The organism is Cupriavidus sp. GW822-FHT02D05 (genome assembly GCF_058802485.1).
In genome coordinates this window covers 93,981-113,138 of the sequence record NZ_JBXAOE010000017.1, presented here as the reverse complement: position 1 = coordinate 113,138, position 19,158 = coordinate 93,981, and the positions used below count along the sequence as shown (strand labels likewise).

The following is a 19,158-nucleotide window of genomic DNA, read 5'->3' as shown; positions in this document are numbered from 1 at the left end:
GCTTGTCAGGCGATGGACGCCAGGCGGTCGCCCACCTTGATCGCCGAGCCCGCACGGCAGCGCATGGCCAGCAGCGTGCCCGCCACCGGGGCCAGCACGGTCAGCTCCATCTTCATGGCCTCGACCACCAGCAGCGGCTGCCCGGCACGCACCTGCTCGCCGGGCTGCACCAGCACCTTCCACACGCTGCCGCTCATCTCCGCTGTCACGGCATGGCCGTCGTGCTCGTCATGACGCAAGACGGCCGGCGCTTCGATGGGCGCGGCGTTGGCCTCATGGGCTTTCCAGTGCGCCACCTCCGCGCTGAAGGCCGCCTGCTGCCGCGCCTGGAAGGCGGCAATGCTGTGCGCGCTGTCCACGAGCGACTGGCGGTACGCGGCATAGTCGAAGACATCGTGCTCGATGCGCACCGTGGCGCGTCCTTCGCGAAAATCCTCCCGCAACCGGTCCAGCTCCGCCTCCGACACGGGGTAGAACTGCACCTGGTCAAAGAAGCGCAGCAGCCACGGCGCACCGGGCGCGAACACCGGGTTCTTGAGGAACTTGTTCCAGATCGGCAGTGTGCGCCCGATCAGCTGGTAACCGCCCGGGGAGTCCATGCCATAGATGCACATATAGACCCCGCCGATGCCGACCGTGCCTTCCGCGGTGAAGGTGCGTGCGGGGCTGTACTTGGAGGTGAGCAGCCGGTGGCGCGGGTCAAGCGGCACGGCGCAAGGCGCGCCAAGGTAGACGTCGCCCAGCCCCAGCACCAGATAGCGCGCCGCGAACGCAATGTCCCGCACCTCGTCGCGATGCGCCAGGCCGTTGATGCGCTGGATGAAGTCGACATTGTTCGGCAGCCATGGCGCGTCGGCGCAGACCGTCTCGCGGTAGCGCTGCACGGCATCCAGCGTGGCGCCATCCTCGAAGGCCATCGGCAGGTGCACCACGCGCGTGGGGATCTTCAGCATGGCCACGTCCGGCAAGCCGGCCTCGATGGCGAGCAGCGCCTCGATCAACGCCGCCTGATGGATGCGCTGGCCGTCGTAGCGCACCTGCAGCGAGCGCACGCCGGGCGATAGCTCCAGCACGCCGTCTATCGGCTGCGCCTTGAGCGCCTCCATCATGAGGTACACCCGCAGCCGCAGGCCGATGTCGAGCACGTTCTCGCCGTACTCCAGCAGCAAGTAGCCATCGCCCGCCTGGCGGTAGGCGATGGCCGGGTGATGCCCGCTGGCCGCGCGCCCGGCAAGGATGGCGGTGGAACACGCTGGCGCCGGCAGCGGCGGCGCACGCGTTATTTGCCGCAGCCCGGCAATGTCCCGATCCTGCGCCGCCTGCAAGGCACGCGCGGCATCGAAGCTGATCGGCCGGAAGCGGATCCGGTCGCCTGGCTTGACCTGGCCAACCTTCCACAGCTCGGCCTGGGCGACCGTGACGGGACACACAAAGCCGCCGAGGCTCGGGCCATCATTGGTGAGGATCACCGGGAAGTCGCCGGTGAAGTTGATGGCGCCGATTGCGTATTCGCAGTCGTGCACGTTGGATGGGTGCAGTCCCGCCTCGCCACCGTCGCGCCGCGCCCATTCGGGCCGGGGCCCGAGCAGGCGCACGCCAAGGCGGTTGGAGTTGTAGTGCACCTCCCAGTCCGTGGCGAAAAAAGTCTCCATCGATGCCGGCGTAAAGAAGTCGGGAGCGCCATGCGGGCCATGCAGGACCGCGATCTCCCAATGCTGGCCGTAGGCCGGCACCAGTGCCGCGGGTGCGGCCTGCGGCGCTGTCACCGGGGCCTCGATGCCGCTGGCAGCCAGATGTGGCTGGCCAAGCGGGAGCATGTCGCCCAGCCGCAGCGTGCGGCCGGCATGCCCGCCGAACTGCCCGAGCGCGAAGGTGGACCGGCTGCCCAGATAGCGCGGCACATCGAAACCATTGCGCACAGCAAGGTAGGTGCGGCAGCCTTGCGTGGCCTTGCCGAGCGCCAGGACCTGCCCAGGGGCTACGCTGATTGGCGCCCAGAACGGGACGTTCATCCCGTCGAGTGTTGCCGTGCAAGGCGCGCCGGCCAGCGCCACCACGGCCGCGCCATGGAAACGTAGGCGTGGCCCCACCAGCGTGCATTCCAGCCCGGCCGCGCCCGGATGATTGCCAACGATGCGGTTGACCAGCCGGAAGGCGTAGTCGTCCATCGGGCCGGACGGCGGCACGCCGATATGCCAGTAGCCCGTGCGGCCCGGCACGTCCTGGATGCTGGTGTAGGTGCCTGGCTCCAGCACCTCGATGACTGCCGGCGCGTAGGGAAAGCGGTCGAGCATGCGCGTGAAGGCGCGGCCCGTGGTGAACTCGGGCGAGTCGACGATCTGGCGCAGGTAGTCCAGGTTGGTGGCGATGCCGCACAGGCGCGTGGCGGCCAGCGCTGCCGCGAGCCTTGCGCGCGCGGCAGCGCGGGTGGGGCCGTGGACAATCAGCTTGGCCAGCAGCGGATCGTAAAAGGCAGACACCTCCGTGCCGGTCTCGACCCAGCCGTCGACGCGCACGCCGTCCGGAAAGGCCACCTCGGTCAACGTGCCCGGCGAGGGCTGGAACTGCTTGAGCGGATCCTCCGCATAGAGCCGCACCTCCATGGCCGCACCCTGCGGCGGGCGGGAGATGGCATCCCAGTCCAGCGCATCGCCCGCGGCCACCTTCAGCATGCACGCGACCAGGTCCAGCCCGGTCACCAGCTCGGTCACGGGATGCTCCACCTGCAGCCGGGTATTGACCTCCAGGAAGTAGAAATCCTCCCGCTCCACGTCGTAGATGAACTCCACCGTGCCGGCAGAGCGGTAGCGCACCGATTCGCCCAGCTGGATCGCGGCCCGATGCAGCGCGTGGCGTGTGGTCTCGCTCAGGTGCGGTGCCGGGGTTTCCTCCACCACCTTCTGGTTGCGGCGCTGCGTGGAGCAATCCCGCTCGCCCAGCGCCACCACGCGGCCCGCGCCATCTCCAAAGATCTGCACCTCGATATGCCGCGCGCGGTCCAGGCAGCGCTCGATAAAGACGCCGCCATCCTTGAAGAATTGCTCGCCCAGCCGCTGCACGCTGTCAAAGGCCGCGCTCAGCTCGGCGTCATCAGCGCAGCGCGACAGGCCGATACCGCCCCCGCCGGCCGTGCTCTTGAGCATGACGGGATAGCCGATGCGCGCGGCCTCCCGCAGGGCTTGCTCCACGCTGGAGAGCAGGCCGGTGCCGGGCGTCATCGGTATCCCCGCTTCGGCGGCCAGCTCGCGCGCCCGGTGCTTGAGCCCGAACTCGCGGAGCTGGTGCGGCGTCGGGCCAATGAACACCAGGCCCGCCGCCTCGCAGGCCTCGGCAAACGCCGCGCTCTCCGACAGAAAGCCGTAGCCGGGGAAAACGGCTTGGGCGCCGGTATCCAACGCGGCTTGCAGCACGCGCTCGGCCACCAGGTAGCTATCCGCCGCACGCTCGCCACCCAGCGGCACGGCCAAATCGGCCAGCCGGGCATGCGCGGCATTGCGATCGGCATCCGAATACACGGCCACGCTCTTGATACCTAGCGCACGCAGGGTGCGAATGGCCCGCACGGCGATCTCGCCACGATTGGCGATCAGTACGGTGTGGAACATCGGCGCTCCCGGGTCAGGTTGCGTTGGCGTCCGCGCTGGCGAGATAGGCGCGCCAGCCGCCAAATGCCGTGATATCGCTGGCGCCTTCCAGGCCTCGGGGTTCGCAGATGAACCCGGTAACTTGCCGGCCGTCTTCCAGCAGCAGCTTGCCGATGCCAAGGGGCGCGGGAATCTCCGCGACGAAGGCGCCAAAGCTGGCCAGTGGCACATCCCAGAGCTCGACTTCGATCGGCGCGCCCTGCCCTGTGCCGATATGCACCAGCCCGGGCTTGGGCGGGATCGTGTCCGCCAGCGCATAAAGCCGGTAGCACGGCGCCGTGTTGCAAGCCTCCACAAAGGCCGCGTGGCGCGTGAGCAGTTGATGGTTAAGCGGCATGCCGCTAAGGTGGGCGCCGACCACGGCCAGCCGCACCGATCCCGGCGTGACCGGCGTCGCGCGCTGCGCACCAACGGGACAAGCCCGCCCGGTGGCGCCCAGCGGCAACGCTTGCGCCGTCTGCCACTGCCGGCCAAAGCGGGCCAACGCGCGGTCCGCCCAGGCCGGGGCAATCAGCGTGATGCCGGCAGGCAGGCCGTCCTCGCGCGCACCGGCCGGCAGCGCCAGCGCCGACAGGTCAGCCAGGTTGGCGAAGTTGGTATAGGTGCCAAGCCGCGCGTTCAGGCGGATCGGATCGTCCTGCACCGCGGCCAGCGTATAGATCGACGGCGCGCTCGGCACCACCAGCGCATCGACCGTTGCCAGCGCCAGGTGGATAGCGCGGGTCAGCGCCGCGCGCCGGTACTCGGCGCTGAACGCGTCCATCGCGCTATAGCGGCCCGCTTCCTCCACGATCACGCGAACGACCGGATCGATGGCTTCCGGCTGGCTGGCGTGAAGCTGGCTCACCGCCAGGAAGCGTTCGGCCACCCATGGCCCCTGGTAGAGCAGTGCGGCCAACTCGGCGAATGGCGAAAAATCAATCGGCACCAGCTTGGCGCCCATGGCCTGCAAGTCCGTCAGCGCTTGCTCGAAACTGGCCTGCGCCTGCGTATCGCCAAAGAATGCCGGCGCATCGGGAATGCCCAGCACGGGCGATGGCGCCAGCGCGGCAGGCGCGCTCTGCGGATAGGTGCGCGAGTAAGGATCGTCGTGGTCGAAGCCGCCGGCGATCTCCGCCACCAGCGCGGCATCGTCGACCGTCAGCGCAAACACGCAGACGCAGTCCAGCGTGCGGCAGGCCGGCACCACGCCGGCGCTGGAGAGCCAGCCCCGGGTCGGCTTGAGGCCCACGATATTGTTGAATGCCGCGGGAATGCGCCCCGAGCCCGCCGTATCGGTCCCGAGTGAGAACGGCACCCAGCCGCGCGCCACCGAAGACGCCGAGCCCGAACTGGAGCCACCGCTGACATATGCCGCATCGAAGGTGTTGGGCACCGCGCCGTAAGGCGAACGCACGCCCACCAGGCCCGTGGCGAACTGATCCAGGTTAGCCTTGGCCACCACAATGGCCCCGGCCGCGCGCAGCCGCGCCACCGCGCCGGCATCGCGCTCGGCCACATACGCAAACGCGGGACACGCCGCCGTGGTGGGCCACCCTGCCACGTCGATGTTGTCTTTCACCACGAACGGCACGCCGTAGAGGGGAAACGCATCGAGCTTGCCGCCCGCTTCTTCAACGCGCGCGGCCAGCGCAGCTAGCTGGGACTGCAGCCGCGCCGCATCCAGCCGCGCGATCCAGGCCGGGTCCGCTGCGTCCAGGTCCAGGAACGGCGCCAGCGCGTCCGCGGGCGAGGCGCCTCGCGTCTTGTAGAGCTGTTGCCAGTCAGGCAGCGTTCGGCAACTGCCAAGCCTGGCGGCGGATCGGCGCAGAGGCGTCTTGCTGGTCATCGCTTGTATCCCAGGTTGTATACATGAGGGCGTTGCAGACCAACAAAGCAGGAGACATGCCATGTAAGAAGGAAAATGTATTCAAATGTGTTCCTCTTACATATCAGGGAGATTGGTCACCAGGGCGCCTTCGCGGGCCGAATACGCATGCAGGGCACCCGCGCAAGCCGCACCATGGGGCGGCTTGCGTGGACCTAAACAGTGCCTGTGGGAACGACCGAGCCGCAATGTGGTGCGTCGTGGGCCGGCTCCGCTAGCGCTTGGTTTATCCCGGCGTTTCACGCGCTGGCGAAGTACCTGCTGGCCAGGCCGCGCTGATCGCGGCGGGCTGGCTATTTCGTGCGCCGCGGCGCGCGCGCCGGCCTCTTCGCACCGGCCGGCGGCGCGGCCAATTGCCCGGCCGCTGCCCGCAGGCATTCGACCAGCTGGATGCTGCTGGGCGTGGGCCGCCCCTCGCGCAGCGTGATCACGCCCACTGGCGGCAGCTCCAGCGCTATGTCCATGGGCAGGATATGGAAGCGGCCTTCCCGCTCGAACTGCTGCCCCACCGACCTGGCCAGGAAGCCCACGGCATCTAGCTGGGAGACGAAGGTGGTGATGCCAAGGTAGGACGACGACTCGATCAGGTCGGTTGGTGGCTGCAACCCAAAGCGGTAGAACTCCTGCTCGATCTTGACCCGTAGCGAGGCCCATGGCGGCGGCACCACGCAAGGCATGCCGGCCAGGTCCGCCCAGCCCGGTGCACGCTTGCTTGCCAGCGCGTGGCCGCTGCGCACCACCGCCACCATCGGCTCGTTATAGAGCGGCTCGGTGATGAGGTCCGGGGCGGCGTAGCCAGGCTCCAGCCGCCCCACGATCAGGTCCAGTTCGCTGATGCGCAGCTTGGGCAGCAGGTGGGGCAGGTCGCCCTCCTCCACCAGCACGGTGGCCTGGGCCGAGCGCTGCTTGAGCAGGCCTATGGCTTGCGCCAGCAGCACCGGCAGGGCCGCGCCCATCGATCCCACCCGGGTGCGCCCGGCGGCGCCGCTGGCCTCCGCGGCGATCTCGTCGCGCGTGCGCTCATATTGCGCCAGCACCGAGCGGGCAAAACGCACCAGCGACGCGCCCGCCAGCGTGGGCTCGGTGCCGCGGGTGGAGCGCGTGAAGAGCGTCAGGCCTAGCGTCTTCTCCACCTCGGTGAGCATCTTGGAGACGGCTGGCTGGCTGACGGAGAGGAACTCGGCGGTATGGCCGAGATGGCGGAACTCGTCCAGCGCCACCACCAGTTGCAGGTGGCGTAGCTTGATATTGGAGCGCAGGGCGCGGTCGATCTGGGGCATGCCACGATTCTACTTAACTTTAAGGTTATGAAGCCATTCCGATGATTGATTGGATTGTTATGAATGGCTTTGCCACAATCCAGCCTGACCGGTGGACGTTGCCACCAGCCCATGACTCCAATAACGACACCCTGCGAGGACGACACATGACCGCACCCCACGGCATCAACCACGGGCGGCGCCGCCTGCTCATCAGCGGCGCCGCTGCCGCCACGGCTGCGACGGCTGGCAGTGCCGGCCTGTTGCTGCCGGGCCTCGCACGTGCCGCCGACTATCCGGACCGGCCCATCACCTTCATCTGCCCGTGGCCCGTTGGCGGCACCGCCGACCAGTCCATGCGCGCGCTGTGCCAGGTGGCGTCCGGCGTACTCAAGCAATCCATCGTGGTGGAAAACCGCGCCGGCGCATCGGGCATGATCGGCACCAAGGCACTGGCCCGCGCCAAGCCGGACGGCTACACCATCGGCCAGGTGCCGATCTCGGTGACGCGCTTCTCGCAGCTTGGCATGCTGCAGTTGGACCCGCGCAGCGAGCTGACCTACCTGGCGCGCACCTCCGGCCAGACCTTCGGCATCGCGGTGCCGGCGAACTCGCGCTTCAAGTCGCTCAAGGACGTCGTGGCCGAGGCCAAGGCGCATCCGGGCAAGCTCACCTATGCGCATGCCGGCATCGGCGGCGCCACCCACGTGGGCATGGAAGAATTCGCGCAGGCCGCCGGTGTGCGCTTCAATGCCATCGCCTACAAGGGCGGCGCGCAGGCCTTGCAGGACGTGCTCGCCGGGCAAGTGGACCTGCTGGCCGATTCCAGCTCGTGGGCGCCCCACGTGGAAGCCGGCAAGCTGCGCCTGCTGGCCACCTGGGGCGACCAGCGCACGCCGCGCTTCAAGGACACGCCGACGCTCAAGGAACTGGGCTACAACGTGGTGGTGGAAGCGCCCAATGGCATCGGCGCGCCCGTCGGCCTGGATCCGGCGGTGGAAAAGAAGCTGCGCGACGCCTTCCGCCAGGCCGTGGCTAGCAAGGAATTCCAGCAGGTCGCCGCCCGCATCGACGCGCCGGTGATGTACCTGGACGGCCCGGAATACAAGCGCTACATCAGCACGGTGTACGAGCAGGAAACCCACCTGATCCAGCGCCTCAAGCTCAAAGAACTGCTGCAACAAGGCTGACCCAACGTGAACTCCGCCGCCCTGATCCGCCTGCATGCGAACGACAACGTCCTGATTGCCCGGGACGCCCTGAGCCTTGGCCAGCACCTGCCTGAACTGGGGCTGCGCGTGCGCGCCCAGGTGCCCGCGGGGCACAAGATTGCCGCCTGCGCCATTGCCAAGGGCACCCGGATCCGCAAGTTCGACACCGTGATCGGCGTGGCCGAGCGCGACATCGAGGCCGGTGATCATGTGCATTCGCACAACCTGGCGCTGGTGGATTTCTATCGCGACCCGGGTTTCTGCCAGGACGTGCGGCCGGTGGACTATGTGCCCGAGGCCGAGCGCGCCACCTTCATGGGGTTCGTGCGGCCCGACGGCCGGGTTGGCACGCGCAACTTCATCGGCATCTTGTCGTCGGTGAACTGCTCGGCCACGGTGATCCGGCATATCGCTGACCACTTCACGCCCGAGCGCATGGCGGCCTTTCCCAATGTGGACGGCGTGGCCGCCTTCGCGCAAAGCAGCGGCTGCGGCATGTCCTCGCCCAGCGAGCACTTCGACGTGCTGCGGCGCACGCTGGCGGGCTATGCGCGCCACCCCAACCTGGCCGGCGTGCTGATCGTGGGCCTGGGCTGCGAGCGCAACCAGGTAGCGGGCCTGATGGAGTCGCAAGGCCTGGTGCCCGGCAGCCACGTGCGCACCATGGTCATGCAGGACAGCGGCGGCACGGCGGCCACCATCCAGGCCGGCATCCGCGCCATCGAGGCAATGCTGCCCGGCGCCAATACCGCCACGCGCCAGCCCGTGCCCGCCAGCCACCTGAAGATCGGCCTGGAATGCGGTGGCTCCGACGGCTTCTCCGGCATCAGCGCCAACCCGGCGCTCGGCGCGGCCATGGACATCCTGGTGCGCCACGGCGGCACCGCCATCCTGTCGGAAACCCCCGAGATCCACGGCGTGGAATACATGCTCACGCGCCGCGCCGTCACGCCGGAAGTCGGCCAGAAACTACTGGACCGCCTGGCCTGGTGGGAGCGCTACACCGCCGGCCAGAACGCCCAGTTCAACGGCGTGGTCGGCCACGGCAACCAGCAAGGCGGCCTCGCCAACATCTTCGAAAAATCACTCGGCTCCGCCATGAAAGGCGGCACCACGCCGCTGCAGGCCGTCTATGAATACGCCGAGCCCATCGAGCAAGCCGGCTTCGTCTTCATGGACTCCCCCGGCTACGACCCCGTCGCCGCCACCGGCCAGATCGCCAGCGGCGCCAACCTGATCTGCTTCACCACCGGGCGCGGATCGATGTTCGGCTCCAAGCCAGCGCCGACCATCAAGCTAGCGAGCAATACGCCGATGTACACGCGGCTCGAAGGCGATATGGACATCAACTGCGGGCTGGTGCTGGACGGCGAATTGACCGTGGACGAGATGGGCCAGCGGATTTTTGAGCACATCCTGGAAGCGGCCTCGGGACAGCCAACCAAGAGCGAAGCACTCGGGCTGGGGGACAACGAGTTTGTGCCTTGGCACTTGGGGATTGTCAGTTAGAAAGTAGAAAGCCTCGCAGCCTGGAACCATTGCGAAATTGCGATCACCCGCCCTCTCCCCCGCCCCTCCCGCAGGCGGGAGAGGGGAGCAAACCAGCGGCAAGATCAACCAACTGGTGTAGCCGTGTTTCCCGCCCGAATGGGCGGGAAACACCCACGCGCGATGCGAAGCGAGCCGTCAAGGTGTGCCAAGGCCGTATGGGGCGCCTCGGGATTCGGCGAAAAGAGCGGAAACGAGGGACCCATGTCTGAGTATCGCCCTAAGGCGATGCGAGTTTGGGTCCCGGCCGCTCTTTTCGTCGAAGCCCGAGGGGGTGTCGCCCCATCCGGCGCGCCTTCTTTGCCTACTTTCTTGGCAAGACAAGAAAGTAGGTCGCCGCCCCGCAGGGGTGGTGAAACTGCAGTTGCAGTTGTCATTGAATTCAAGCAGTTGCAGTTGCAGTCAACCCCCCCATATCCCAAAAACCATGCCATCCACCCCACTCCCCCTAACCCACCCAGCCCTGCTCCGCACCGGCAACCTAATCGGCCAAGCGTGGTCAGCCGCCCACACCGGCCACCGCCTGGATGTCACCAACCCTGCCACCAACACCGTCTTCGCCTGCGTGCCCGACAGCGACGCCCAGGATGCCATCCAGGCAACCGATGCCGCAGCCGCAGCTTTCCCAACCTGGAGCCGCCGCACCGCCCGCGACCGCGCGCAGATCATCAAGCGCTGGCACGCCCTGATCCTCGAACACCAGGAAGACCTGGCCCAGATCATCTCCGCCGAACAGGGCAAGCCCATCAAGGAGGCCCGCGGCGAAGTGCTGTACGGCGCCTCCTACGTAGAGTGGTTCGCAGAGGAAGCCACCCGCATCAGCGGCGAGATCGTCGCCGAGTCCGTCCCCGGCCGCAAGATGCTGGTGCTCAAGGAACCGGTTGGCGTGGTAGCCGCCATCACGCCGTGGAACTTCCCGCTCGCCATGATCGCCCGCAAGATCGCGCCCGCGCTGGCCGCCGGCTGCACCGTGGTAGCCAAGCCCGCGGAAGACACGCCGCTGACCGCGCTGGCGCTGGTCTACCTGGCGCAGCAAGCCGGCCTGCCCGCCGGTGTGCTCAACATCGTCACCGCCTCGCGCGCCAATACCCCCGCCGTGGTCGATGCCTGGCTGGCCGACAGCCGCGTGCGCAAGATCACCTTCACCGGCTCCACGCCGGTGGGCAAGCACCTGGCCCGCGAATCCGCCGGCACGCTCAAGAAGCTGTCGCTGGAGCTCGGTGGCAATGCGCCGTTCATCGTGTTCGACGACGCGGACGTCGATGCCGCCGTCGATGGCCTGATGGCCTCCAAGTTCCGCAACGGGGGCCAGACCTGCGTCTGCCCGAACCGCGTCTATGTACAGGCTGGCGTGCACGACCATTTCGTCGCGCGCCTGTCGCTGCGGGTGGCCGCGCTGCAGGTCGGGCCTGCCACCGAGGACGCGTCGCAGATCGGCCCCATGATCAACGCGCGCGCCGTGGAAAAGATCGCCCGCCATGTCGAAGATGCCGTCGCCAAGGGCGCCGTGGTGATGACCGGCGGCGAACGCGTGCGCCTGGCAGACGGCCCGCACTACTACGCGCCCACCGTGCTCACCAACGCCACGCCGCAAATGGCGCTGTCGTGCGAAGAAACGTTTGGCCCGGTAGCCGCCGTGTTCCGCTTCACCGATGAAGCCGAAGTGATCCGCGACGCCAACGACACGCCCTTCGGCCTGGCCGCCTACTTCTACTCCAATGACGTGCGCCGCATCTGGCGCGTGGCGCAGGCGCTGGAAACGGGCATTGTCGGCGTCAATGAAGGGGCCATCGCCTCGGAGGCCGCGCCCTTCGGCGGCGTCAAGGAATCCGGCTACGGGCGCGAGGGCTCGCGCCACGGGCTGGACGACTACATGCACACCAAATATATTTGCCAGGGCCTGCTCGGCTAAGACCCGGCGGCATCCCATCCACGCCCACGACATTCTTCGGAACACCATGCCCGCACAAAACGCATTCAAGGCCGCGCTGGCGGCCAGCCGGCCCCAGATCGGCCTGTGGCTCTCGATGGCATCGCCTTATCTCGCCGAAGTCTCGGCCACGGCCGGCTTCGACTGGCTGCTGATCGACGGCGAGCACGCGCCCAACGACCTGCGCGGTACGCTACATGCGCTGCAGGCGATCGCCCCGCACCGCTCGCAACCGGTGGTGCGCTGCGTGGCCGGCGAAGTCCCGCTGATCAAGCAGTTGCTGGATATCGGCGCGAAGAACCTGCTGGTGCCGATGGTGGATACCGCCGAGCAAGCCGCCGCGCTGGTATGCGCCACCCGCTACCCGCCGCAGGGCATCCGCGGTGTGGGCAGCGCCGTGGGCCGTGCCTCGCAATGGAGCGCACGCGCCGATTACCTGGATGTGGCCGACGATGAGATCTGCCTGCTGGTGCAGGCCGAAACCGTGAAGGCCCTGGCGAACCTGGATGCCATCTGCGCTGTCGACGGCGTCGACGGTGTCTTTATCGGCCCCGCCGACCTGGCCGCCTCCATGGGCCATCGCGGCAACCCGGGCCACCCCGAGGTGCAGGCCGCCATCGAAGGCGCCATGCGCACCATCGCCGCCAGCGGCAAGGCCGCGGGCACGCTGAGCTCCGACCCCAAGCTGGCGCGCCGCTACCTGGATCTGGGCTGCACCTTCGTGGCGACAGGCGTGGATGTGCTGCTCTATGCCGGCGCGGCACGCCGGCTGGCCGCGGACTTCATCGGCACCGGCGCCGCGCCCGCGGCAGGGCCATCTGCCGCATACTGATGCCCGCCACCGCAATCACAGAACACGACAGAACACGACAAAGCACGCCAACATGCCGACTGATTCCCACACCGCCCCTGACACCAGCGCCACCAGCGCCACCCTGGCCGCGATGCAAGCCATCGTCGGCGCCGGCGCCTGCCTGAGCGGCGACGCCGACACCGAGTCCTACGTCACGGATTACCGCCGCATCTATCGCGGCAAAGCCCAGGTGGTGGTCATGCCATCCACCACCGAACAGGTCAGCCAGGTCATGGCCTGGTGCCACGCGCACGATGTGCCGGTGGTGCCGCAAGGCGGTAATACCTCGCTGATGGGCGGCGCGGTGCCCGACGACAGCGGCACCGCGGTGCTGCTCAGCCTGGGCCGCATGAACCGCGTGCTGGCCGTGGACACCATCAACGACACCATGACGGTGCAGGCCGGCGTCACGCTCAACGCGGCCCGCACCGCAGCCGAGCAGGAGCAGCGCCTGTTCCCGCTGCGCATCGGCTCGGAAGGCTCCTGCCAGATTGGCGGCAACCTGGCCACCAACGCAGGCGGCACCGCCGTGCTGCGCTACGGCAATATGCGCGACCTGGTGCTGGGCATCGAGGCCGTGCTGCCCGATGGCCGCATCTACTCGTCGCTGCGCGGCCTGCGCAAGGACAACACCGGCTACGACCTCAAGCAACTCTTCGTCGGCTCGGAAGGCACGCTCGGCATCATCACGGCGGCCGTGCTCAAGCTGATGCCGCAGCCGCGCGCCAATGCCGTGGCCTTCGTGGCCGTGCAAAGCCCCGAAGCCGCCGTGCGCCTGCTCGGCGTGGCCAAGCAGCATGGCGGCCAGGCCGTCACCGCGTTCGAACTGATCTCGGCGCCCGCGCTGGAGCTGGTGCTCGAATACCTGGGCGACGTGGCTTCGCCGCTGCCCGCGCGGCACGACTGGATGGTGCTGATCGAGCTGACCTCCGGCGGCAGCGACGAAAGCCTCAATGCCACGCTGATGGAAATCCTCGAAGCCGGGCTGGCGCAAGAACTGGTGCTGGACGCCGCGGTGGCCGCCAGCCTGGCCGACGCCCAGCGCTTCTGGCGCATCCGCGAGGAAATCTCGGACGCGCAGACCCGTACCGGCGGCAGCATCAAGTGCGACGTGTCGGTGCCGTTGTCGCGCATCGCCGCGTTTATCGGCGACGCCTCGGCCAAGGTGCTGGCACTGGAGCCCGCCGCGCGCATGGTGATCTACGGCCATATGGGCGACGGCAACGTGCACTTCAACCCGCTGCGCCCCAAGGACCGCAGCGCCGCGGACTTCCTCGGCCAGTGGTACGCACCGATCTCCGAGGCGGTGGACACCCTGGCCCACGCGGAGAACGGCTCGATCTCCGCCGAGCATGGTATTGGCGTGGCCAAGCGCGACGACCTGAAGCGCTACAAATCACCCGTGGAGCTGGAACTGATGTGGCAGGTCAAGCGGGCACTGGATCCGAAGAACCTGCTCAATCCCGCCAAGATGCTGCCAAGGCTGGACTGACGGAAAGCGGGCTCCGGCGGCCTATCAATGCGGAACATTCTCACTGATAATCCGCCGGTTCCTGCCTTTGAAAAAAACGGAAGCCGGTGGTTATTGGTTTCTCACCATGCGCAGGTAATTCCGAATTACAGGCTGTCGTTGGGAAACCGGACTAAATCGTCCGATATCTCCTGATAGACGATCGCAGCGCCATGGACAGCGCGAGCAAAACGGTCGCCGCAATGATTGCGCCGTCGAAGATCCAGAGCGCCGAATGCACACCGACCCGATCCGCCAGCGCACCGCTCGCGATGACCGGCACGCTGAATCCGAAATACGCGAAGAGGAAATAGCCGGACGTTGCCCGAGCCCGGTTGGCGTCGGTTGAACAGGTTGAATTCGCGGCGAGGCCTGCGAGATAGGTAAAGCCGTAGCAAGCCGCGCTCGCGAGCATCGCGCCTGACAGCAGCAACGGCAACGACGAGAAGACGACGCCCACGATCAATACGGTGAAGCCGCAGGGTACGAGCAGCATGCCCAGGCGCAACGACCGCGGAGGCGATAGCTTGCGCGCCACAGGCTGGACAACGAGTCCGGTTGAAATCACGAAGAACGTGGAGAACCCCGTCCACGCATCGTGCCCATGCGCGGCGAGCGCCACCGGGACCAGAGCGATCACCATCCCGACGGCCGACCAGGCAATGAGGATCGCAATGCTATAGATGAGCGTCTGCCTGGGAAAAACGGGCATGCGAAGCCACGCCGACGACCGCGGGAACGATGGCTCCCGGATCATGGCGAGCAAAACCACCCCGCAAGCGGCGCAAAATATGTAAGCACCGTAGGTCGCGGGGGTCTGTTGAGACGGCACCGCCAAGAGACAGAGGCCGGTCGCCAGCGCGCCGCAGCCGAAGCCCAGCGAGGTGGCCGCCGCAACGATGCGCGCGGCCCGCGCAGCCGCCGCTGGCCGAGGCCCGATCAGTTCGACAAGGAACTGCGTGCCGCTTCCGGCCATCAGCCCGGTCGCGATGCCGCACAATCCGCGTGCCGCTGCTAGCGCCTCCAGCCGGGGCCACATCATCGGCAACGCGGTTGCTGCGGATGTCAGCAGCAGCGCGCCGATCAAAGGCAATTTTCGCCCTACGCGATCCGATAGCCCGCCAAGGAAAACCAGCGTGGGCACCAATCCGGCCACGTAACAAGCGAAGGCAAGCGTCTGCGCCCCCGCGCCCATCTGGCTTGCCCGTGCGTAAGTCGTGTAAAGCGGCGCCTGCAGATTCACCGCACCGGTAATCAGGAACAGCGTCAGGGCCACCACCCGGACGGGCCATGGGCCCGCCTTCGCAGTGGAACGGACCAGGGGATCAAGCATGGATTCGTGGGCAAGGGATCGAGGGAGCTTAGTATTGGCCCTCGGGGATATTAGTGCAATAATTTCATTGCACTAATATCAATCCAAGAAACGATGGCTGCCCCTGCGCGATACCTGGAACACGTTGAAAGACTTGCGTCGCTGATACAGGACGGCACGCTCGAAGCGGGCAGCCGGTTGATGGCGCATCGCGATTACGCGGATGAGCATGGCATCGCCGCCGCGACTGCCGCCCGCGTTTATCGGGAACTCATTGACCGCGGACTGGCGATTGGCGAAGTTGGGCGGGGTACCTTTGTCCGCGCACAAGAGACACAGGCCGCTGCCGAGTTCTCTCAAATCAGCGAACGCGAGCCCGGCCTGATCGACCTGGCATTCAACTATCCGGTCCTGCCTGAGCAGGCCGCACAGTTGCGTCATGCGCTTCGCCATCTCTCCGACAAGGGGGACCTGTCGACCCTGCTGGACTATCACCCGCATCCGGGGCGTCGCGAAGACAGGGAGATGGCGGCAAAGTGGTTCTCCACCGCCAGCGCGCCAATCGATGCCGCGGGCATCATGGTCTGTGGCGGCAGCCAGCACGCCCTGAGTGTCATTCTCGCAAGCCTTGTCACGCGGCGTGATCTGGTTGCCGTGGAATCCCTGACCTACCCCGGTTTCAAGAGCGCGGCAAAACTGTTGGGCATCCCCTTGGTCGGCGTACCAATCGACGACGACGGCATCGTGCCGGAGTCCCTCGATGCGGTTTGCCGCAAGCATGCAGGCCGGGTACGCATCGTCTACACGATGCCCACGGTTCACAATCCCACCGGGAGCGTGATGCCGCTCGAGCGCAGGCTCGCCTTGATCGAGGTCGCGCGTCGCCACGACTTGCTACTGGTCGATGACAGCGTGTACGGCTTTCTCGAGGCTTCGCCTCCGCCAACGCTGCGCAGCCTGGCGCCAGATTGCGTAATCGAAATTCACAGCCTGTCGAAGAGCGCGGCCCCAGGCTTGCGAGTGGGCTATATTGTCGCACCCGAACGGCTCAGGGAACGGCTCCATGAGGGACTTCGCGCCACGTTGTGGTCCGCAAGCGCCATGACGGCCTCACTGGCCACCGCATGGATGCGGGATGGCACGCTGGCGCACTGGATCGTGGCGAAGCGCGACGAGGCGCGCTTGCGGCAAGACCTCGCGCGGCGCATCCTCGGGGCGTGGCCCATCAAGGCGCACCACACCAGCTTTCATCTTTTGCTCGACCTGCCGAAACACTGGAGACCCGATGACCTCGTCGTCGCGTTGGCACGGCAAGGCGTGACAATCACCCCCCTGGCCGCCTTTGCCGCGCCTGATGTGTCGGCAAGCCGTACGATAAGAATCGCCATGGCGGCGCCTGCCACAATCCGGCAACTGGAAGCCGGGCTCCTGGCCGTGGCGCAGACGTTGAACGGACCACGCCAGCGTGACGCGTTGCAGACGGCCAGGAACGTACGCCCCAGCCCTTGACGCGGGCCTCGATGTGATAGAGCTCAGTCAGCCGGGCCACTATGGTCGGCTCCTACATAGAAGCGACGCAGTCTATACTTGCCGTTTAGCAGCCGAGACATTCACGATGGCGTCGAACCATGAAGACAAGATCATTCTGTTGCGCGGTGTAACGCCGACGGGAAAGAACAAGGTGCTCATGGCACCGCTGCGCGCTGCGCTGGAAGAAGCGGGGCTCGGCAACGTGAGAACCTACATCCAGAGTGGCAACGTCATTGCTTCCACGAACCTGAGCCAGTCCGCCATCGAGGACCTGGTTCACGATGTCATCAAGGAACGGTTTGGTGGCGATATCAAGGTCCTGGCAAGGTCGGCGCCGTACTTCAACAAAGCGATGGAGAACAACCCGTTCAAGGGCGCCGATCCCGCCAAGCTCTATTTCACGCTGCTGTCAGCCGGGCCTGAAGATGCGTTGCTCGAAGCGTTCCATGCGCTTGGACATGCGCCAGACCAGGTACAAGTGGTCGGCGACATGGCGTATGTGTTGTGCGCCACGAAATACAGTGACCTGAAGGCCAACAACAATTTCATCGAGAGAAAGCTCAAGGTGGCCGCGACGACGCGTAATTTCAATACGATCTCGAAGCTCATTGCGCTCGGTGCTATTGGCTGACGGCTTTCCCGCTGAATTTTCTTTGAAACGATCTCCATATGAAAAGAACACTACTGCTGCCGATCTGCGCAGCGCTCATCGTCCAGATTCATGGTTGCGGAGAGAAAGCCAAAGTCGACGCGAATCCCGCGCCGTCCAGCGTTGCCCAGCAGCCGGCTGTCACGCTGTCGATCGAGTCCGTGGCAAGCAACACGCACGGTTTCAATGCCGGCAATGTGCTCAGCGCCAGGAAGATCTATATCTTCTTTGATCCGCAGTGCCCCCATTGCGGTGAGCTCTGGAAGGCAGCGAAGCCACTGCTGTCGTCCGCGCATTTCATCTGGATCCCGGTCGGACTGCTGACCCCGGAAAAATCCGCGCTGCAGAGCGCCTACCTGCTCGGTAGCCAGAACGCCGTCAGGGAAATGGACAATCATGAAGCCTTGCTCGATGCGCGCAAGGGTGGGCTTGAGGTCTCCGCCGCACAGACCCCGGAAAATGCCGTGAGCCAGGTCAAGGCCAACACCGAGTACTTTCTACGTTTGAATCTGGACAGCGTGCCGTTTGCCGTATATCAGGGCCCTGGGGGCGAGATGTTGACGTTTTCGGGAGCGCTGACTACCGATGCACTCAAAGAGCGGCTGGGCATATAGTCAGCCGTTGTTTCCCAACCTGGCAAACTACCTGATCGTGATGGCATGAACGCTTCACGATTCCACCCAATGAACCTGAGAACAGACAAGACCATGTGGAAGCACCCCGTACGCCAAACCCTTGCCGCATTCGCTGCCACCCTGGCGTTACCTGCGCTGGCCGGTATCGTGACGGGCACGGCGACTTATCGTGAGCGTATCGCGCTGCCTCCCGATGCCGTGTTCGAAGTCACGCTGCAAGATGTGTCGCGCGCCGGCGCGCCAGCCCTGGTTATCGGCCGGTCCACGCTGGATCCGGCGGGCCAGCCGCCCTTCCATTTCGGGGTTGCCTACCAGGACCAGGCGATCGAGCCTGGCCATCGCTACGCCGTGCGGGCGGTGATCCGGCAGCATGGCCGCTTGCTGTTCACCACCGACACGCATGTCCCGGCACTGGGCGGCAACAACGCGCCGCTCCAGTTGCAGCTGGTATCGGCTTCCAGGGGCGAGGGGAAGCCATCGGGAAAGCCAACAGCCCAGGTGCCTGACAGCCCGTTGCGGGGGACCTACTGGAAGCTCACGCGGCTGGGCGATGCGCCGGTCAGCGTGGCGGAGCACCAGCGCGAACCGCACCTGATCCTCGCCACGAACGACGCGCGGCTGTCTGGCAATGGCGGCTGTAACAGCCTGATGGGCGGCTATGAAGCCGATGGCGACCAGCTTCACTTCAAAGGCCTGGCGGGCACCATGATGGCCTGCGCGCAGGGCATGGCCCAGGAAACGCAGTTCCTGCACGCTCTGGAAACGGTACGGCGCTACCGCATTGCGGGCCGCCAGCTCGACCTGCTCGGCACCGGCAATGCCGTGGTGGCGAGCTTCGAGGCTGTAGCGCTGCGGTAGAAGAGAGGCTGTCCATCTAAGGGGGGCAGCTGCTCGCTTGAGTGTTGTCATGCACGGCCCAGGCTGAAGTCCAGGCCTGGCTTGGGCGCAGGTGACTGCGGCCACCTCACAGCGGATACAGGCCTGACCGCAAGCCGTGATGCACGTCAATTCGCATCATCTGGTGCTGGGGGCGCTGCGCGACCGGCGCCTGTCAGCGGTCGCGGATCGCACGGGACTGGCCGCGCGGTCAGCGCGCTAGCCACTGGTTGCCCCCGCCGAGAACCATCAAGAAAGCGCCACTTTTTGCAGACAAGCCACACAGGTCACGGGTAAAGTGCAGCTTCCGTCGCGTGCCACCACGCCACGTGCT

At 66.4% G+C, this 19,158-nt stretch carries 13 protein-coding genes; 9 read left to right on the top strand and 4 right to left on the bottom strand.

The window, feature by feature from the left end; genetic code table 11:
- Positions 1-5: 5 nt before the first annotated feature.
- From uca to AC1RQK_RS22740, 3 genes are all read right to left on the bottom strand, one after another.
- A complete protein-coding gene (uca, locus tag AC1RQK_RS22750) occupies positions 6-3,605 on the bottom strand; it encodes an urea carboxylase (protein ID WP_492811309.1) in 3,600 nt (1,199 codons plus the stop codon).
- 13 nt (positions 3,606-3,618) lie between these two features.
- Positions 3,619-5,472, bottom strand: coding sequence for an allophanate hydrolase (gene atzF, locus AC1RQK_RS22745; protein WP_492811307.1), 1,854 nt, complete (start codon positions 5,470-5,472; stop codon positions 3,619-3,621).
- Between the two features lie 332 nt (positions 5,473-5,804).
- Positions 5,805-6,791 (bottom strand): LysR substrate-binding domain-containing protein, encoded by a 987-nt coding sequence (locus tag AC1RQK_RS22740; protein ID WP_492811305.1) that lies wholly within the window; start codon positions 6,789-6,791, stop codon positions 5,805-5,807.
- A 146-nt stretch (positions 6,792-6,937) separates the two neighbouring features.
- Here AC1RQK_RS22740 and AC1RQK_RS22735 point away from each other — a divergent pair, with 146 nt between their 5' ends.
- From AC1RQK_RS22735 to AC1RQK_RS22715, 5 genes are all read left to right on the top strand, one after another.
- Positions 6,938-7,960 carry a tripartite tricarboxylate transporter substrate binding protein gene (locus AC1RQK_RS22735; protein WP_492811303.1) on the top strand — a complete coding sequence of 341 codons (1,023 nt, stop codon included), beginning with the start codon at positions 6,938-6,940 and terminating at the stop codon, positions 7,958-7,960.
- A gap of 6 nt (positions 7,961-7,966) precedes the next feature.
- Positions 7,967-9,490, top strand: a complete 1,524-nt coding sequence (locus tag AC1RQK_RS22730; protein ID WP_492811301.1) for a UxaA family hydrolase — start codon at positions 7,967-7,969, stop codon at positions 9,488-9,490.
- A 466-nt stretch (positions 9,491-9,956) separates the two neighbouring features.
- Positions 9,957-11,441 (top strand): NAD-dependent succinate-semialdehyde dehydrogenase, encoded by a 1,485-nt coding sequence (locus tag AC1RQK_RS22725; protein ID WP_492387160.1) that lies wholly within the window; start codon positions 9,957-9,959, stop codon positions 11,439-11,441.
- Between the two features lie 46 nt (positions 11,442-11,487).
- Positions 11,488-12,291 (top strand): 4-hydroxy-2-oxoheptanedioate aldolase, encoded by an 804-nt coding sequence (hpaI, locus tag AC1RQK_RS22720; protein WP_492811298.1) that lies wholly within the window; start codon positions 11,488-11,490, stop codon positions 12,289-12,291.
- A gap of 112 nt (positions 12,292-12,403) precedes the next feature.
- Positions 12,404-13,804, top strand: coding sequence for an FAD-binding oxidoreductase (locus AC1RQK_RS22715; protein ID WP_492372278.1), 1,401 nt, complete (start codon positions 12,404-12,406; stop codon positions 13,802-13,804).
- Between the two features lie 151 nt (positions 13,805-13,955).
- Here the strand turns inward: AC1RQK_RS22715 and AC1RQK_RS22710 are convergent, their stop codons facing one another.
- The gene (locus tag AC1RQK_RS22710; RefSeq protein ID WP_492811296.1) at positions 13,956-15,155 is read right to left on the bottom strand and encodes an MFS transporter; all 1,200 of its coding nucleotides are present in this window, start codon (positions 15,153-15,155) and stop codon (positions 13,956-13,958) included.
- A 93-nt stretch (positions 15,156-15,248) separates the two neighbouring features.
- On the opposite strand from AC1RQK_RS22710, the gene AC1RQK_RS22705 reads away from it, so the two are divergent.
- From AC1RQK_RS22705 to AC1RQK_RS22690, 4 genes are all read left to right on the top strand, one after another.
- Positions 15,249-16,643 (top strand): aminotransferase-like domain-containing protein, encoded by a 1,395-nt coding sequence (locus AC1RQK_RS22705; RefSeq protein ID WP_492811294.1) that lies wholly within the window; start codon positions 15,249-15,251, stop codon positions 16,641-16,643.
- A gap of 106 nt (positions 16,644-16,749) precedes the next feature.
- Positions 16,750-17,295: a DUF1697 domain-containing protein gene (locus AC1RQK_RS22700; protein ID WP_492372185.1), complete on the top strand. Its 546-nt coding sequence runs from the start codon at positions 16,750-16,752 to the stop codon at positions 17,293-17,295.
- 38 nt (positions 17,296-17,333) lie between these two features.
- Positions 17,334-17,927, top strand: coding sequence for a thioredoxin domain-containing protein (locus AC1RQK_RS22695; RefSeq protein WP_492372186.1), 594 nt, complete (start codon positions 17,334-17,336; stop codon positions 17,925-17,927).
- A 69-nt stretch (positions 17,928-17,996) separates the two neighbouring features.
- A complete protein-coding gene (locus AC1RQK_RS22690) occupies positions 17,997-18,806 on the top strand; it encodes a YbaY family lipoprotein (protein ID WP_492811291.1) in 810 nt (269 codons plus the stop codon).
- The last annotated feature ends 352 nt before the right edge of the window (positions 18,807-19,158 follow it).

Bases quoted from the DNA above. Each gene is read 5' to 3' on its own strand.
- uca (WP_492811309.1), bottom strand. From the start codon at position 3,605: ATGTTCCACACCGTACTGATCGCCAATCGTGGCGAGATCGCCGTGCGG.
- atzF (WP_492811307.1), bottom strand. From the start codon at position 5,472: ATGACCAGCAAGACGCCTCTGCGCCGATCCGCCGCCAGGCTTGGCAGT.
- AC1RQK_RS22740 (WP_492811305.1), bottom strand. From the start codon at position 6,791: ATGCCCCAGATCGACCGCGCCCTGCGCTCCAATATCAAGCTACGCCAC.
- AC1RQK_RS22735 (WP_492811303.1), top strand. From the start codon at position 6,938: ATGACCGCACCCCACGGCATCAACCACGGGCGGCGCCGCCTGCTCATC.
- AC1RQK_RS22725 (WP_492387160.1), top strand. From the start codon at position 9,957: ATGCCATCCACCCCACTCCCCCTAACCCACCCAGCCCTGCTCCGCACC.
- hpaI (WP_492811298.1), top strand. From the start codon at position 11,488: ATGCCCGCACAAAACGCATTCAAGGCCGCGCTGGCGGCCAGCCGGCCC.
- AC1RQK_RS22715 (WP_492372278.1), top strand. From the start codon at position 12,404: ATGCAAGCCATCGTCGGCGCCGGCGCCTGCCTGAGCGGCGACGCCGAC.
- AC1RQK_RS22710 (WP_492811296.1), bottom strand. From the start codon at position 15,155: ATGCTTGATCCCCTGGTCCGTTCCACTGCGAAGGCGGGCCCATGGCCC.
- AC1RQK_RS22705 (WP_492811294.1), top strand. From the start codon at position 15,249: ATGGCTGCCCCTGCGCGATACCTGGAACACGTTGAAAGACTTGCGTCG.
- AC1RQK_RS22700 (WP_492372185.1), top strand. From the start codon at position 16,750: ATGGCGTCGAACCATGAAGACAAGATCATTCTGTTGCGCGGTGTAACG.
- AC1RQK_RS22695 (WP_492372186.1), top strand. From the start codon at position 17,334: ATGAAAAGAACACTACTGCTGCCGATCTGCGCAGCGCTCATCGTCCAG.
- AC1RQK_RS22690 (WP_492811291.1), top strand. From the start codon at position 17,997: ATGAACCTGAGAACAGACAAGACCATGTGGAAGCACCCCGTACGCCAA.